This window comes from Endozoicomonas ascidiicola (assembly GCF_001646945.1).
Lineage (GTDB): Bacteria > Pseudomonadota > Gammaproteobacteria > Pseudomonadales > Endozoicomonadaceae > Endozoicomonas > Endozoicomonas ascidiicola.
This window is the reverse complement of sequence record NZ_LUTV01000006.1, coordinates 105,155-122,924: the sequence shown is the minus strand read 5'-3', so window position 1 is coordinate 122,924 and position 17,770 is coordinate 105,155. Positions and strand designations below refer to the sequence as shown.

13 protein-coding genes are annotated in these 17,770 nt (G+C 46.7%); 1 reads left to right on the top strand and 12 read right to left on the bottom strand.

Annotated elements, in window-relative coordinates; genetic code table 11:
• Positions 1–13: 13 nt before the first annotated feature.
• The 12 genes from AKL11_RS17570 to aptA form a co-directional block, all read right to left on the bottom strand.
• Positions 14–2,473: a heavy metal translocating P-type ATPase gene (locus tag AKL11_RS17570; protein ID WP_095210479.1), complete on the bottom strand. Its 2,460-nt coding sequence runs from the start codon at positions 2,471–2,473 to the stop codon at positions 14–16.
• 398 nt (positions 2,474–2,871) lie between these two features.
• Positions 2,872–3,630 (bottom strand): hypothetical protein, encoded by a 759-nt coding sequence (locus AKL11_RS17565; RefSeq protein WP_067519938.1) that lies wholly within the window; start codon positions 3,628–3,630, stop codon positions 2,872–2,874.
• 1,046 nt (positions 3,631–4,676) lie between these two features.
• Complete coding sequence (locus tag AKL11_RS25265) at positions 4,677–5,696, bottom strand: hypothetical protein (protein WP_157673640.1); 1,020 nt, start codon at positions 5,694–5,696, stop codon at positions 4,677–4,679.
• Positions 5,697–5,998: 302 nt separating this feature from the next.
• Positions 5,999–6,550: a cupin domain-containing protein gene (locus AKL11_RS17555; RefSeq protein ID WP_067520532.1), complete on the bottom strand. Its 552-nt coding sequence runs from the start codon at positions 6,548–6,550 to the stop codon at positions 5,999–6,001.
• A gap of 150 nt (positions 6,551–6,700) precedes the next feature.
• Complete coding sequence (locus AKL11_RS17550) at positions 6,701–7,648, bottom strand: ABC transporter permease subunit (protein ID WP_067519934.1); 948 nt, start codon at positions 7,646–7,648, stop codon at positions 6,701–6,703.
• On the bottom strand, positions 7,645–8,559 hold the full coding sequence (locus AKL11_RS17545) for an ABC transporter permease subunit (protein WP_067519933.1): 915 nt from the start codon (positions 8,557–8,559) through the stop codon (positions 7,645–7,647). Before AKL11_RS17545 ends, AKL11_RS17550 begins: the two co-directional genes overlap by 4 nt.
• Before the next feature lie 12 nt (positions 8,560–8,571).
• Positions 8,572–9,684 (bottom strand): ABC transporter ATP-binding protein, encoded by a 1,113-nt coding sequence (locus tag AKL11_RS17540; RefSeq protein WP_067519931.1) that lies wholly within the window; start codon positions 9,682–9,684, stop codon positions 8,572–8,574.
• Positions 9,685–9,795: 111 nt separating this feature from the next.
• On the bottom strand, positions 9,796–10,902 hold the full coding sequence (locus AKL11_RS17535; protein ID WP_067519929.1) for a polyamine ABC transporter substrate-binding protein: 1,107 nt from the start codon (positions 10,900–10,902) through the stop codon (positions 9,796–9,798).
• 109 nt (positions 10,903–11,011) lie between these two features.
• Positions 11,012–12,388 carry an aspartate aminotransferase family protein gene (locus AKL11_RS17530; protein WP_067520527.1) on the bottom strand — a complete coding sequence of 459 codons (1,377 nt, stop codon included), beginning with the start codon at positions 12,386–12,388 and terminating at the stop codon, positions 11,012–11,014.
• A gap of 99 nt (positions 12,389–12,487) precedes the next feature.
• Positions 12,488–13,834, bottom strand: coding sequence for a glutamine synthetase family protein (locus AKL11_RS17525; RefSeq protein ID WP_067519926.1), 1,347 nt, complete (start codon positions 13,832–13,834; stop codon positions 12,488–12,490).
• A 25-nt stretch (positions 13,835–13,859) separates the two neighbouring features.
• On the bottom strand, positions 13,860–14,642 hold the full coding sequence (locus AKL11_RS17520; RefSeq protein ID WP_067519924.1) for a gamma-glutamyl-gamma-aminobutyrate hydrolase family protein: 783 nt from the start codon (positions 14,640–14,642) through the stop codon (positions 13,860–13,862).
• 97 nt (positions 14,643–14,739) lie between these two features.
• Positions 14,740–16,092, bottom strand: a complete 1,353-nt coding sequence (gene aptA, locus AKL11_RS17515; protein ID WP_067519922.1) for an omega-aminotransferase AptA — start codon at positions 16,090–16,092, stop codon at positions 14,740–14,742.
• A 179-nt stretch (positions 16,093–16,271) separates the two neighbouring features.
• Between aptA and AKL11_RS17510 the strand changes: the two genes are divergently transcribed.
• A complete protein-coding gene (locus AKL11_RS17510; RefSeq protein ID WP_067519920.1) occupies positions 16,272–17,768 on the top strand; it encodes an aldehyde dehydrogenase in 1,497 nt (498 codons plus the stop codon).
• Positions 17,769–17,770: the final 2 nt, after the last annotated feature.

Genomic DNA, 17,770 nt, shown 5'->3' with positions numbered 1-17,770 from the left:
CTTTATGCGTACATCAACGTTTACCGGATGGTTTGAAAAATCTCAGCCTGTTTGCGTTGGATACAACAGTGACAGAAGATAACGCCATCGCCCCACCGGCAATTACCGGATTCAGCAACATCCCTGTTAACGGAAATAAAATGCCAGCAGCCACAGGAATACCTAGAGAATTATAAATAAATGCTCCAAACAGATTCTGCTTGATATTGCGCAACGTGGCTCTTGAAAGTTCAATGGCATCCGCAACGCCATGCAGCGAAGAGCCCATTAACGTAATATCTGCCGACTCAATGGCAACATCAGTGCCCGAACCCACTGCAAACCCGACATCCGCTTGAGCCAGGGCAGGGGCATCATTGATGCCATCACCGGCCATTCCGACCGTGTGTTTTTGGTGCTGCAGTTGTTGTACATGATCTGCTTTATCACCGGGGAGCACTTCTGCAAAAAACTCATCAATATCAGCCTGTTTTGCTATGGCTTGTGCGGTGAGTTTATTATCCCCAGTCAACATGACTACCTTGATACCAAGCTGTTTAAGTCGTTGTATAGCCGTTTTGGAATCGGAACGAATAGGGTCAGATACCGAAATAATACCTGCCAGTTGTTGATTCACAGCAAAGTACATCGGGGTTTGACCTTGTTCTGCCAGCTTGACACTTTGGGATTCAAACACTGAGGTATCAATGTGGCTATCAGCCATGAGTTTGGCATTACCCAGTAAAAGATTATGGGTATCTACCTGGCCGGAAACACCATGCCCGGGAATGGCCTGAAAGTTTTTTACAGCACTCAGTTCACTGGCCTGTTGTTTTCCGGACTCTACAATGGCTTCTGCCAGAGGGTGTTCTGATGCCTGTTCCAGACTGGCTGCAAGCGTCAGTAGTCGTGCTTCGGTAAATGACTCATGAGTAATGATTTGGGTAACGGTAGGGCGACCTTCTGTAATGGTGCCTGTTTTATCTAAAACCAGTGTCGTTAATTTGCTGGCCTGTTGCAGTGCATCGCCTTTACGAATCAGTATCCCCAGCTCCGCTGCTTTACCAACACCCACCATGACCGACATAGGCGTAGCCAAACCAAGGGCGCAGGGGCAGGCAATAATCAAGACGGTGGTCGTCACCACCAACATATGAGCAATTCTGGGTTCAGGACCAAAGAAGAACCAGATACTTGCTGCAAACAGTGCAATCAAGATCACCGCAGGCACAAAGATGCTGGAAATTTTGTCCGCCAATCGGGCAATGGGCATTTTGGCGCTTTGTGCTTTTTTCACCATAGCGATGATTTGCGCCAGCGCGGTTTCACTGCCCACCTTCTCTGCAGTGAAGAGCAAAGAGCCATTCTTATTGATGGTACCGGCACTGATCGTGTCACCCACGGACTTTGCTACAGGTATTGGTTCACCGGTGAGCATGGACTCGTCCAGATAACTTTCACCTTCTGTTACGCAGCCATCCACAGGGATTTTTTCGCCGGGGCGAACTCGCACGATGTCGCCTTTTTGAACGTCACTGACAGGAATGTCCAGATCTTGTCCATGACGAACAACCCGGGCGGTTTTTGCCTGAAGCCCAAGCAATCGTTTAACCGCTTCACTGGTTTTCCCCCGGGCACGGAGTTCAAGGGCATGCCCCAGATTGATCAAACCAATAATCATGGCTGAGGCTTCAAAGTAAACGTGACGGGCGGATTCTGGTAGCCATTGAGGGAACAATACGACCATCATTGAATAAAGCCATGCTGCCCCTGTTCCTGTTGCTACCAGGGTGTCCATATTCGCGCTGCGGTGCTTAAGGGATTGCCACATACCGGTAAAGAAGTGACCGCCGGAAACCACAAGAATCCATCCAGTCAGTATTCCAACCACGCCCCAGGCCAGTTGCTGCTGAGTGTTATTAACACTCATTTCTCCGGTGATCATGCCCCAGACCATCAAAGGCACACCCAATCCAAGGGCAATCCAAGTGTGTTTTAGCAGATAGTGATAGCGTCGTTTATCATCGGCTTCTTGCTGTTCATAGGAGGCTTCACCCAAATCGAGAACGACACCGGGGTAACCGACGTTTTCCAGTTGCTCAAGTATTTGTTGAGTGTAAAGCTGAATCGAGCTGGCATCATTGGTTTCAGCTGTCACCGTTTTATCTGCAAGGTTAACGGATGCTGAGATACCAGTAATGTTCAGCAGTGCTTTTTCAATCTTTCCGACACAGGAAGCGCAGTTCATGCCGGGAATGGAAATTGTGGCAGAGTTGGATTGAACTGAAGGCAGCTCAGCACCAAAACCAATGGTTTCAATCGCATTGATCAACTCTTCAGTGCTGGCGGTTCCAGTCACTAATGCCGTTCTGTCTGTCAGGTTGACACGGGCTTCGCTGACACCATAAACAGCAAACAGAGCCTTTTCGACTTTACTCACACAACCCGCACAGCGCAGGCCTTGCAGTTTGAGTTCGGTTTCCCGGATGGACATGGGTTATGCTCCAGAGATTCAGATATATCTTTTGTCATCGTTTGCAGCTCGCAGAAAGATTGTGAACAGCTTCTTGAGCATAAGAATAACCCTTACCCCTGCTGGAAGGTAAAGGAAATAATTCTGGTTGATTATGATAATGTAAATTCTAACGCGAGCCGACTTGAACGGATTCAAGCGAGCTGTGGGTTGTATTAATCGTTGGCCTGGATTAAAAAGGTGCGAAGTTTGTATCCATCGTGAATACGATTTTGGTGAGTTAAGAGGTTTTCTATGCAGTTTTCAGCCCCCACTTGCCGGGGGGCATAACTCTGTTCAATTAAATTAAAGACTGCATGGATCCATTGTTTGTCAGGCTTAACGTTTTCGTTTAGGTCTAAGTAGTTGACCAAATGGAATCATATTTTCTGACTAAGTGGACAGCCACTCTCGGCCACTTGCTTCTGCGTTGCTCTACCTCCTGCATCCTGCGTTGCAGCTCCGATCACATCGCTACTGCTATGCTTCGTCTTGTATAGCGCCTTGGTACTCAGCCATAAATATCTGATTCCTTTTACACTACCTATACTTTGTGCTTTTTTTCTTTCTTCTTGCAAAACATCGAGCTCTTTAAGTTGATTACTTGAGTCAGACATTTCAGAAGATGATTGAGAGTGATTACCTGACTTGAGAGAGGGTGCTGAAACAAAGTTTACTGTCGGTAGCTGGTCGTCCATCTCGACTTTAATAGCTGTGACCTCACCTTTCTCTAGGGAATCTATGTCGTTGGTTAACATTGATAAAGATGAGTCCGGTGGTTGAGAGGTGTTAACCATCTCTGAATACAGTAATTTCTGAGTTGCACTATCAGGAGTTGCACTATCAGGAGTTGCACTATCAGGAGTTGCACTATCAGTGTTTACATTTAAAGGTTCTTCTAATGAATGGAAATCTTTATGGAGTGTTTCGGGGGCATTTTCAATGGCTATAGTGCATGAGGTTATTTCGATTTTTTTTGATGACAGTTGTTTATTATTATTAACTAATAGATTACCTGTCGGTTTAGCAATTGTAATAAGTCGGCCCTCAGAACTGTGAGCCGATTGAGGGTCGTGCAGATTGCTGCTGGTAAAGCAAATTGGCTTATTAATTGTATCTCCATGTCTAACCGCTGACATTATTGCTCCGAGTATTTGTTGGGATTAAATGCATTATGAGTAATTAAAGCTATTTTGTTGTTAAGTAGTTGACCAAATGGAATCGTATTTTCTGAGTAGGCGGTCAGTCACTCTGCCGCGTTACAACTCTGGTCGCATAGCTACGGCTATGCTCCGGATGCTGTACCTTGCATAGTAAATAACCACTCACTCAGAAAATACGATTCCATTTGCACAACTACTTAGTGCTTAGCCGGAAAGTACCTTTCGCCTTGGTATCAAAGGCTTCAAGAGTCCATATAACCATCGAAGTTTCTTAATGCTTATTCGTTATATGTAGAGTTCCCAAGGGCTGGAAAATTTTCAAAATGAGCAATCTTCGATTTCCTACAAAACTTCGTGGTTAAGTTTTTACCCTTAGACCATGGGAGAGTTGGGATTACGTAGTTTTCGTTCAGGCACTACTTAGGTTAGGGAAGTGGTATTTAAAAAAATACCAGCACCCCGTCATTCTCGCGAAGGCGGGAACCCACAACGACAGTGGATATCCGCCTTCGCGGAGATGACGATGGTATTATCTTCCCTTCCACTTCCCTTAGTATTTAAAGATAGAGATGTTTTTTAATTTAACAAATTAATATTTTTTACCTATGTGCGGGGCAAAACATTTAATAACTCCAGAAAAGACACGCGGTCGTTTTTTGAACAGGAGTTAAGCAGCGCTCAGCTGGGCGCACGGTCTTTGGGGATGCAGGCACCTTCTGAAGTTACGGATTCAAGTTCAGCTTTGCCGGAGGTCATTTATCCGTTTTTCGATTGAACCGAGTACTATCAAGGTTAAACATTGAAAAAAAGTATTTCTTCAGGTTTAACCGACTGAGTCATTGACCCAATTATTGTGTCAGTACGTTTGCACGCCTCTAAGATTGGTAAAAAAAGGTGGCACTTTTGTTGCAATATTAGATGCTAATTGAGTCGCATGAAGCGCTGCATGAACCATGTCGCCATGCAGACCGTCAGCGATTGCCGTCATGAGAGTTCCCTCACTACTCACAGCTTGCAGTATATTAATTTTGTTTTTTCTCTTTCGCGGCATCAACCCGATAGTCGAGAGCATATTCTTGAGCCATCACAGCATTGAATGCACCTTCTGCCATATAGAAAGGCCCCCCTCCTACCAAACCTAAGGCAAAGGAGGCGCATGCTTCAAATGCGCTACCCGTTGTTTGTAAAACTGCGTTTAAACCTTTGTGATTGGTAAAAAGAGGTGGTACTGCTGTTATAACATTAGATACGAATTGAGACGCATGAAGCCCTGCATGAACAAAGTCTCCATGCAGACCGTCAGCGATTGCCGCCAATCCGGTTCCCGCACTACTCACAGTTTGCAGTACATTAGATACCTTTTTGCATTGTGCGGAGTGATTAGGGAAGAATCCAGTAAGTATTCTGGCCGTACCGGATAGCACATTACACGATCCTTCAAATATATGCCCCGCCTGGCGCAACTGTCGAAACACCACTTCGTTGTTAGCATGGTCTTCATCACCATGGCCTTCTTCAGCATGACCTTCACCAGCATGGTCTTCATCATCAACATGGTCTTCATCAACATGATATAGATAGTCAAAGACTCCTATACATATTTGTGATATCCCAAAAGGCACTAAAGCCCCCCCTAACCTAAAATTTCGATTTTGTGCCTGCACTACCGAAGTATCAGACTGTTCCTCTTGTACTACCGTTTGTGATGACGGGTTTCCACTTTCTGGATCGGACGCTTGTAGTCTGGCGGTCGAGCTGGAATTCAAACCTGAAGATCCCAGTAATGAACGAATTTCGGCTTGAGCCAATTTTGTAGAGAATTGACTGTTCGGGGACTGAAGGAATGAACTGGTAGCGTGTGGATGATCTGGCGTTCCCGATGCTGAGCCACTATTTATTTCAGGGGTGTTTGATAAGGCAATGGGTCGAACATCCCGGCCATGTGAAGTGCCTGTGCCAGACCGCAGGGATGTCGGGGTGTCGTTATTCGAGGGGGGATGAATGTTCAGTGGAACTGCATTTAGTAAGAACGTGGGATCCATAATATATCCTAAATATAATTTATATAAAGCATTCACTTATGCTGCAGTGTTTACCTGATAGCGAACGTTGTTTAATTGGTTTTTTAATTACAGTTAACAGCTACTGAAATTTTTGATAAGCTATCAACATATCTGCTGAAGATAGATTGATTTATTGTTTTGACAAATAAAATTTAATTGCTATTAATTATTTTTTATGCAATCGGTTGGAAAGGTTTTGTATTGTGATAATCTAATTTTGATTGAATGCTCCTGCTCTTATCTCTAACTGGCGACGAGAAAAAGCAGTGCGCTTGATTTTACTAAAAATTGGCAGGAGTAGTGCAACTGATTAAACGGCAGTTATTAACTTTAGACAGATTTCTGAATCGATGAGGTTTAGTACTATCAAAATAATAGCTATCCCCCGGGTTTAGCTGATAGACATCATTGCCAACAGTCAACTCTAAGGTGCCTTCAATGACAATACCTGCTTCTTCGCCATCATGACAAAGCATATCGGATCCGGTATCGGATTCTGGGGGATAAAGCTCATCCATAAAGGAGAATCCCCTGTTTGGTTTGTTCAGGCCAATAACGTTGATCAGAATGTTGTCCATCTCCATAGGGACTGCTTCACTATTACGAAAGACGACAGGTTCACTCTCTTGATCATCTGCATCCAGAGAAAAAAAGGTAACCAGCGACATTGGGATACCACTGAGCACCTTTTTCAAAGAGCTAACAGACGGACTGACACTGTTCTTCTCAATCATCGAGATAGTGCTGTTCGTCACGCCAGCGCGTTTGGCAAGTTCCCGTTGAGAGAGGTTGTGCATAATCCGTATGGACTTCAACCGTGATCCTACATCCAAATCCAATCCTCCATGAGAGCAAATCGCTTCGATCATTTATAGCGAAAAATCAGTATTAATTCTATACAGTATCTTTGATTTTGCAGTGAGCATGGTTGATTGGCCAGTGCTGCGCAGGTTAAGTCACAAACAAAGTCAACTGCTTGTTGCTCAGGCATTGACAGCATCACTCGATTTAATATGCATAGTGGATTTTATACGACGACAGTTGTAAGAATCTGGCGGTGTATAATGGCTGTTACCCATAGGTTCTGAGTCATTACCACTCATCTGCAGCATTTGCCGCCGCCGTGCTTCCTGTCTCCGCATGTACCACCAGGTGATAAAGGCTGCGAATGAAACGGCCAGCATAATCAGCGTTGCCAGAGCATTGATTTTGGGTGAAATCCCAAGACGCACTGATGAGAATACCACCATTGGCAGTGTGGTGGCCCCAGGTCCGGAAACAAAACTGGCAATGACCAGGTCATCCAGGGATAAGGTAAATGACAGTAGCCAGCCGGCAGCAAGGGCCGGTGCAATACCGGGCAAAGTGATCTGGAAAAAGGTTTTAAACGGCGTTGCACCAAGATCCATCGCCGCTTCTTCGATAGAACGATCCACTTCCCTAAGTCGTGATGAAATGACGACTGTCGCATAAGCAGCACAGAACGTAACATGGGCAATCCAAATGGTGAGCATGCCACGTTCTGCTGGCCAGCCAATGGTGTTTGCCATGGCAACAAATAGCAAAAGTAGAGAAAGGCCGGTGATCACGTCGGGCATTACCAGTGGTGCTGTGATCATACTGGAGAAGGCCGTTTTTCCTCGAAAGCGGCGATAGCGGGTCATCACAAAGGCGGCCATCGTACCGAGTACAACCGCCATGCAAGAACTCCAGAAGGCAATTTCAAGGCTCATACCAATGGCTTGTAATAGTTGAGTGTCGGCAAAAAGCTCTCCGTACCATTTGGTTGAAAAGCCAGCCCATACCGTGACCAGTCTGGATTCGTTAAAGGAGTAAATAATCATGATGATCATGGGCAGGTAAAGAAATAATAACCCGATAATCAACAGACTGTTGGAAAAAGTGAATCGTTTATTCCTGTGGCTACTCATGACCGTTCCCCCACTTCATCAACAGTAAGTTCTTTGGATTGGTAGTGGTGAAACAGAGCCATGGGAACAATCAGAAGCATCAACATCACCATGGCCAGTGCAGAGGCTACGGGCCAATCCCGGTTGTTAAAGAATTCCTGCCAGAGAACCCGGCCAATCATCAGGGTGTCTGGCCCTCCCAGTAACTCAGGAATCACAAATTCGCCGACAGCGGGAATAAATACCAGCATAGAACCGGCAATCACACCGGATTTGGACAAAGGCAATGTAACGGTCAAAAAGGTTTTCCACGGACGTGATCCCAGGTCGGCCGAAGCTTCCAGTAACGAGTGGTCGTGTTTCACTAGGTTGGCATATAGAGGCAGTACCATAAAGGGCAGATAGGCATAAACAATGCCGATATAAACGGCGATGTTTGTATTCATGATCAGTAGCGGATCATCAATGACTCCCAGAAACATCAGTGCGTTATTAATTAAGCCGTTGTTTTTAAGAATGCCCATCCACGCATAGATTCTAATCAGGAATGAGGTCCACGAAGGCAGAAGCACTAACAGTAGCAGTGTCGTCTGCATATGTTGAGGTGCTCGCGCCATCGCGTAAGCCATGGGGTATCCCAGTAATAGACAGAATACTGTAGAGTTAAAGGCGATCTGAACGGAGCTAAGGTAGGCATTCAGGTACATATCATCTTCTATCAGAAAGATGTAGTTCCCAAGGTTTAAACTGATATTGAGGGTTTCATCGGCGAACTCCACCAGACTGGTGTAGGGTGGAATAGCGATGATCATTTCGACAAAACTGATCTTTAATACAATGGCAAAAGGCACCAGGAAAAAGAGCAGCAGCCAGAGATAGGGTGTGGCGATTAAAGCCTTTCTGCCGGGAAGAAGTCGTTTTATTGTATTCATTGCCAACCCCCCTCAACTGTTCAGTACGACTGGGCTGGATTCTTCCCAGCTCACGTAAACCGGATCATTCCAGGTAGGGCGATCACCATGCCGTTCAATATTGGCCATATTGGCCTGAATAATTTTTCCGGAATCCAGTTTGACGTAATACACCGAGTGGGTTCCAAGGTAGGCAATGTCGTCTATTGTCCCTGAGGACCAGTTATTGTCAGTGGCTGGTTTTTCCCGGGTAACACGGGTTTTTTCCGGTCGAACAGCGACCCAGATATCCGGGTTTTCCAAAGCGGTAGCAATACCATGACCAATACGAACAGGCGCATTCAGCAGGTGTGATTCAATAACCACATGGTCTGCCTCATCCTGAGTGATTCGACCTTTAAACATATTGATAGAGCCGATAAATTCAGCCGCCATTCTGCTGTTGGGTGTTTCATAGATATCGGTGGGGCTGCCCACCTGAACAATCCAGCCAGCGTCCATAATGGCAATGCGATGCGCCATGGTCATGGCTTCTTCCTGGTCGTGGGTCACCATCAGACAGGTAACGCCTACTTTTTCAATAATATCCACCAATTCCAACTGCATGCGGGTGCGGAGTTTTTTGTCCAGAGCGCCCATGGGTTCATCGAGCAGCAGAAGTTTTGGTTGTTTGGCAAGGCTGCGAGCCAGGGCAACACGTTGTCGTTGACCACCGGACAGTTGATGGGGTTTGCGTCTGGCAAATTGACTCATGTCTACCAGTTGCAACATTTCATGCACTTTCTGTCCTATGGTTTCTTTGGGCAGTTTGTCCTGCTTCAGGCCATAGGCGATGTTTTGTTCTACGGTCATGTGTGGGAACAGGGCGTATGACTGGAACATCATGTTGATTGGCCGTTCGTAGGGCGGTAGATGGGTAATGTCCTGCCCGTTGAGAATAATTCGTCCAGAGGTCGGTTTTTCAAAACCCGCCAGCATTCGCAGTAATGTGGACTTTCCGGAACCGGATGCGCCTAACAGTGCAAAGATTTCTCCTTTGGGGATATCCAGAGAGACATGATCCACCACCAGTGAATCATCAAACTGTTTTGAGACACTCTGGATTTGAAGAATGGGTTGGTCTTTTGAACTGTCAGGGGTGGACATGGATATACACCTTTTATTATTTTTGTTTTTTGACTCACTGACTCTCGTTCATCCTGAAGACTCAACTCCCGGGAGTCAGTGATAAGCCCATTTCATTTATGGGCACCTGTTTTATTGTCCTGTCGTGATCTTAGTGAATGAGCGGTTAACCATTCGATTAACTTTCTGAGGCAGTACCTCAAACACATAGAGATTTTTCTTGGCTACTTCAGTTGGGTAGATGCCGGTGTTGGACAGGATTTCTTCATCAATCAGTGTTTCAGATGTTTTATTTGCGCTGGCATAAGCGACGTAGTTACTGATTTCTGCCATCACCTCAGGCTTTAGAAGGTAGTTCAGGAAGGCGTAAGCTTCATCAATGTTTTCTGCATCTTTGGGGATGGCGAGCATATCAAACCACATACCTGCTCCCTCTTTGGGAATGCTGTACTCAACCACTACTCCATTGTCAGCCTCATAAGCACGGTCACTCGCTTGCAGCACATCTCCGGACCAGCCAATGGCTACGCATATATCACCATTAGCGAGGTCAGAAATGTATCGAGATGAGTGGAAGTAAGTCACATGGGGGCGTACTTTTTTCAACAGTGCCGCAGCTTTGTTGTAATCGCTTTTATCCGTGGAGTTTGGATCAAGGCCAAGATAATTCAGTGCCGCAGGAAATACTTCGGTGGGGGCATTCAGGAAGGCAACGCCACATTGGCTCAGTTTGCTGATATTATCTTCGTCAAATACCAGTGCCCAGCTATCGAGTGGTGCCGCATTGCCTAGATATTTTTCAACTAAGTTTGGATTGTAACCGATACCAGTGGTTCCCCACAGGTAAGGGTAGGCGTGTTTGTTGTCCTGATCAAAGCTTGAAACAACGCCCATGATTTCGGAGTCCAGATGTTTCCAATCGGGCAGTTTGTTTTTGTCCAGTTCTTTGAAGACGCCGGCCTGAATCTGTTTGGCCATAAACGACGCAGATGGTACAACAATATCATAACCTGTCTTACCAGAAAGCAGTTTGGCTTCCAGTACTTCGTTACTGTCAAAGACATCATAACGAACATCGATACCGGTCTCGGCTTCAAAATTGGCAATGGTGTCTTCGGCTATATAGTCAGACCAGTTATAGATGTTCAGCGTCTTTTCACTGGCCATGGTCGCAGGCGACAGCGCTATGGTGCAGCCAATGCTGGCAGCAATAAGAGACTTACCCAAATGTCGGATCATAAGAGGTCCTTTTTTCTTGTTGTTGTAAGTGGTGTTAGTGGTTAAACGCTCAGGGACAATATCAACACAGTGACGCCTTTTCTACTGTATTGATTAAGTTTTGAACGGCTTACACTGCTGCGTTGAAATACTCCATCGTCAGATCAAGGCATTTGCGGGCTTTGGTCACTAGCTCATCAATTTCTGCATGGCTGATGACCAGAGGTGGAGAAATAATCATGGTGTCGCCTACAGCACGCATCACCAAACCATTCTTGAAGCAGAAATCCCGGCAAACCGTTCCGGCGGTACCATTGTCATCAAAGCGGGTTCTGGCCTCTTTGTTATTGGTTATTTCCAAAGCGGCAACCATACCAACGCCTCGGGTTTCACCCACCAGAGGGTGGTTTGCCAATTCTGCCCAGCGTTTTTGCAGATAGGGGCCGACTGTTGTTTTGGCTTTCTCGACAATCTTTTCCTCTTGAAGAATTCGAATGTTCTCAAGGGCGACCGCTGCTGCGGTTGGATGGCCGGAATAGGTAAAGCCATGGTTGAAATCACCACCAGCTTCGAGTACTTCGACAACGCGGTCACTGACCATCACGCCACCAATGGGCAGATAGCCAGAGGACATCCCTTTGGCCATGGGCATCATATCAGGCTGTAAACCGTAGTAATCACTGCCAAACCATTCACCGGTTCGTCCAAAGCCGCAAATGACTTCATCGACAACCAGAAGAATGTCGTATTTATTCAGGATACGTTTAATTTCTGGCCAATAGGTTTCTGGAGGTACAATCACACCACCGGCGCCTTGTATTGGCTCGGCAATAAATGCGGCAACGTTGTCTTCACCCAGTTCCAGAATTTTTTCTTCCAGTGATTGTGCCGCTTTCAGGCCGAAGGCTTCCGGGCAAAGGTCACCACCTTCTCCGTACCAGTAAGGTTGTTGAATATGAACAATACCAGGAATAGGTAGACCACCCTGCTTGTGCATGGGTTTCATACCGCCGAGACTGGCACCGGCAACGGTAGAGCCGTGGTAGGCATTTTCGCGACTGATAAAGATCTGTTTTTCCGGTTGATTTTTACTGGCCCAGTAGTGGCGCGCCATACGCAACACAGTGTCATTACATTCTGAACCAGAGCCGGTGAAGAAAACGTGGTTCATGTGTTTTGGTGTAATTTCAGAGAGTTTTTCTGCCAGCTTGATCGCCGGATTGTGCGTGGTTTTAAAAAACGTGTTGTAGTAGGGCAGCTCTTTCATCTGGTGGCAGGCGGCTTCAACCAATTCAGGACGCCCATAACCGAGATTGACGCACCACAGGCCAGCCATACCGTCGAGAATACGATTACCATCACTATCCCGGAGGTAGACACCTTCGGCAGATTCAATGACCCGGACACCGTCTTTTTTCAATCCGGCAGGATCTGAGAAAGGGTGTAGATGATGGTGTTGATCTTTCAGCTGTTTCTCTTCTGTTGATTGTTTGGTTTTTTCAATCATAACCGCAGGTTTAGTGATCTTATCATCTATGGCTTTTGGTTCTGAAATGGCGTGGCTCATTTTTTTTATACCCTTAATTTCTTATTGTATTTATAGCTTTTATACGGTCATTTGCAGGTATTGACGTTCCCAGGAACTGATGATTTCCTTGAAATTCTGGTATTCAGCTCTTTTTACTTCCACATAACATCGAACAAAATGCTCACCCAGTGTCTCCTTCAAAATCTCACTGTTCTCCATCAGTTCTAACGCTTCTTCCAGATTCAATGGCAGTCTTTTGTCGTTTGAATCTTCAGCGGCATTTCCGGTTTCCGGCTCCGTGGGTTCGATTTCATTGATCATGCCAAGATAGCCACAGAGCAAAGAGGCGGCAAAGGACAGATAGGGGTTGGCATCGGCGCCAGCCAGACGGTTTTCTACCCTGCGGCTGTCTGCAGTGGATTCAGGAACTCGCAGGCTAACGGTGCGGTTATCGATGCCCCACGCAAGGTTGACCGGCGCAGAGGCGTTGCTCAAAAAACGACGGTAGGAGTTTACGTTAGGAGCAAATAGCGCCATGGATTCGGAAACGAATGTTTGCAGCCCGCCAATATAATGATCGATCAGCTTGCTTGGGCTGCCGTCTTCATTACTGAAAATATTGTTTCCATCTTTATCCAGAATGCTTTGATGCAAATGCATGGAACTGCCGGGTTCATGGCTGACGGGTTTCGCCATAAAAGTGGCATTAATGCCATGTTTTAAAGCGGCTTCCCGAACGGTCCGCTTAAACAAAAAGACCTGATCTGCCAGAGAGAGCGCGTCACCGTGACGGAAGTTGATTTCCATCTGCGCCGCCCCTTCTTCATGAATCAGGGTATCAATATCCAGGCCCTGTTCTTCACACCAATCGTAGACATCTTCAAATAACGGATCGTACTCGTTGGCTGCATCAATGCTGTATGACTGACGACCGGATTCCGGGCGGCCTGAACGTCCGACCGGTGGTTGCAGTGGGTGATCCGGGTTAGCAGATCGTTGGGTAAGGTAGAATTCCAGTTCCGGTGCAACGACAGGTGTCCAGCCTTTTGCCTGGTAAAGTGCCAGTACATTTTTCAGTACAGCCCTTGGGGCGGTATTAATCAGGTTGCCCTGTTTGTCGTAGCAGTCATGTATCACGAGTGCGGTGGGCTCTAGCGCCCAGGGGATTTTGTGAACGGCGGATTCATCGGGCTTGAGAATCATATCGACTTCTGCAGGGTCCATCAGATCATCGTAGATTTCATCATCAACGTAATCTCCGGTCACACCCTGTATCAGAATGCTCTCCGGCAGTCGTATACCTTTTTCCGCAAGAAATTTATTGCTGGGCATGATTTTGCCCCGGGCGATTCCGGTGAAGTCAGAAATAACCGCTTCTACTTCAGTGATTTTTTGCTCTTTTAACCAGCTGGCCAGTTTTTTCATGGTTTTTTCTTTTTTTTATTGAGCGTTATAGTTCGTGTAGATAGGCGTTGTGTCTTTCGTAATGCCGTGTACGGCAGGCTTCTGCAAAGGCCTGATAAATGGTCATGGAAAACAGGTTCTCGGTAGCCCGATATTCCGGATGCCATTGGACCGCGAGAGCAAAATTTTTGCTGTCTGAAACAGAAATGGCTTCGATAAGCCCATCCGGTGCAACGGCCTCAATGTTTAATCCAGCACCCAATTGATCAATGCCCTGCATATGTACACTGTTCACTATTTGTTCTTCCGTTCCTGCAATGGCTGCCAGTAACCCACCTGCTTGAATATGTACCGGATGGGCTGGCCCATACTGCGTATCGAGCGGAGTGCTTTTATCTTCCCGGTGCTCCTGATACCTGCCAGTTTCGTGGAGCTTTTGATGCAGAGTACCACCGTAAGCAACATTCAATTCCTGAAAACCACGACAGATGCCTAATATTGGAATACCCATCTCGATGGCATCGGGAATCAACTGCAATGTTGATTGATCTCGCTGTGCATCTTCGTGGGCATCAGGCCCTGCAGGTGCACCACCATAGCGCTGAGGTTGGATATTAGAATAGCCTCCAGTGATCAGAATGCCATCCAATTGAGAGAGAATCTGATGACTGTCCAGCGGCTCTGGCAGGGAAGGAATAATAACGGGAATGCCATTGGCTCCATGAACGACAGAAGTAATGTATTTCTCACCAGCCTGATGAATCCTGTGTAGGCCATCCATTGTCGTATCAGCAGTAACGCCGATGAGTGGGCGGGTGTTTGTGTACATAACTAACCTTTTTATTATTTTTTACACTTTGGTATAAGTGTTTTATTTATTGAACTCTTTCTGGTCTAAAATGCAGCCGATTTATGTATTGAATGTGTTAACGCATCAAGCTGCATTCTTTCCTGAATGATGCTGGTTGATCAGCAAGGAGTATGCCATTTCTCAGTTCAGTCACGATCTGATCAATGTGGGCAGGCTCTATAATCAGGGGTGGTGAAAGGGCAAGAATATCTGCCGTCCAGCGAACCAACACACCGTTCTCATAGCAATGCTTAAATGCCTTTTCACCACGTTGACCCGGCTTACCCGCTTCGGGTGCCAGTTCGATCGCAGCGACCAGGCCAGTGTTGCGAATATCGATCACATTGGGGAGGTCTTTTAGACTTAACAGTGATTCAGCGAACAGGTTTTCCATCTCGATGGCTTTTTCAAACAAGCCTTCATTTTCATAAAGATCCAGCGCCGCCAGTCCTGCCGCACAGGCGACAGGATGGCCAGAATAGGTATAACCGTGGAACAGTTCAATCATATTATCCGGCCCGGTCATAAAGGCGTTGTGAATCTCGTCGCTGACAAACACTGCCCCCATAGGGATAACACCGTTGGTCAGGCCTTTGGCCGTGGTCATGATATCGGGTTCTACTCCCCAGCGGGTAGAAGCAAAGGCTTTACCTACACGACCAAAGCCGGTTATTACTTCATCAAATATCAGCAGAATGCCGTGTTTTCTGGTGATCTCTCGTATCCGTTGAAGGTAACCTTCAGGTGGCATGATCACACCACCGGAACCTGATACCGGCTCAACAATCACCGCAGCAATATTGCTGGCATCGTGCAGGGCAATGATCTGCTCAAGGGCGTCTGCCAGCTCAACACCATGTTCCGGCAGACCTTTGGTAAAGGCATTAAGGTTTATGTTTAATGTGTGGGGAAGGTGATCAACACCACTGAGACCTTGGCCAAACATCTTACGGTTATTGCCAATGCCGCCGACGGAGATACCACCAAAGTTAACGCCGTGATAACCGCGTTCCCGACCAATCAGACGCTGTCGTGTGGCTTCGCCTTTAAGGCGTTGATAGCCCAGAGCAATTTTAAGGGCGGTTTCAACGGATTCAGAACCGGAGTTGGTGAAGAACACATGGTTCAGATTTCCCGGAGCCAGTTTTGCCAGTCGATCGGCAAACTCAAATGCCAGAGGATGCCCCATTTGAAAGGGGGGCGCGTAATCCAGTTTGGCCACTTGTTCTGCAACGGCTTCAGAGATTTCCTTTCTGCCATGCCCAGCATTCACACACCACAAACCTGCACAGCCATCCAGTATAGAACGACCTTTGTCGTCTTTATAAAACATACCTTCCGCGCTGGTCAGCAGTCTGGGTTGTTCTTTAAACTGGCGGTTGGCCGTGAATGGCATCCAGAAAGCATCCATGGGCGTCTGGTTGGACATGATGTCACCTTTTATTATTGTTTTAATAATATGGTTTTAACCGGTTGTGTTCACCTTGTTGGGTGAATGGTATATCAAACGATGTGTACAATATTTCAAACATTTCGTATTGAATCAAGCATTGCATTTGGTTAATGTGCAATTAACCTGAATTAGAATCATAAAAAGTAGGCGACCAAATGACGGTAAGAAATCGTGCTGACTGGCAGGCATTTTCTGAACAGCTAACTATCCGTGGGCAAGCATGGATCAATGGTGAATATACCGATGCAGTCAGTGGCGAAACCTTTGACTGTATTTCCCCAATCGATGGAAAAAAGATCGCCACCATTGCCAGCTGTGATGAAGCGGATGTGAATTGCGCGGTCTCTGTCGCTCGTTCTGTTTTTGAATCCGGGGTTTGGGCTGGTATGGCCCCCAAAAACCGTAAACAAATCCTGCAGGCGTTTGCCGCCAAGATTGATGAGCACCGTGGAGAATTAGCACTCCTAGAGACGCTGGATATGGGCAAACCCATCAGTGAATCTCTGAGTGATGATATTCCGGGCAGCGCCAATTGTATTCGTTGGTGCGCGGAAGCCATTGATAAAGTGTACGACGAAGTTGCACCGGTAGGGCAGGGCAGTCTTGCTCTGGTGACAAGAGAAGCCATAGGTGTGGTGGCAGCAATTGTGCCATGGAACTTCCCGTTAAGTATGGCGTCCTGGAAGCTGGGGCCTGCACTGGCGACCGGCAACAGCGTCATCTTAAAACCTTCGGAAAAGTCACCACTGACCGCTATTCGAATGGCTGAACTGGCAGAAGAAGCCGGTTTACCAAAAGGGGTTTTGCAAGTGTTGCCAGGCTTTGGTCATACCGCCGGTAAAGCGCTGGCATTGCATCCGGAGGTGGATTGTCTGGCATTCACAGGATCAACCCATGTTGCCAAACAGCTGATGATTTATGCCGGTGAATCGAATATGAAACGTGTATGGCTGGAAGCCGGTGGTAAGAGCCCAAACATCATCTTTGCAGATGCCCCCGATCTTGATAAAGCTGCCAGTTATGCGGCCATGGCCATTGGGTATAATCAGGGTGAGGTATGCACCGCAGGTTCCCGATTGTTGGTTGAAGAATCCATACACGACGAATTTATCATGCTCCTGAAAAAGCATATGGAAACCTGGCAGCCAGGCCATCCCTTGGATCCTGAAACCACCTCTGGTGCTATTGTTGATGATATTCAGACCCGCAATGTGCTCGGTTTTATCGAATCGGGCAAGCATGAAGGCGCACAACTTATTATGGGCGGCGAGCGGGTGATGGCAGAAACCGGCGGTTATTATATTGAGCCCACCATTTTTGATGGTGTGAATAACAAAATGACCATCGCCCAGCAAGAAATCTTTGGGCCGGTATTGTCAGTGATTACCTTCAAGGATGAAGACGAAGCGGTTCAGATTGCAAACGACACGGTCTATGGATTAGCCGCAGCGCTTTGGACGGATAATTTGAGCCGTGCACATCGTGTATCCAGACGACTTCGGGCTGGTTCTGTGTTTATCAATAACTACCATGGCGGCGATATGACCATGCCCTTTGGTGGGCTCAAGCAGTCTGGTAATGGCAGGGATAAGTCATTACACGCTTTTGAAAAATACACCGAATTAAAATCTACCTGGATTGCGCTGGACTAATC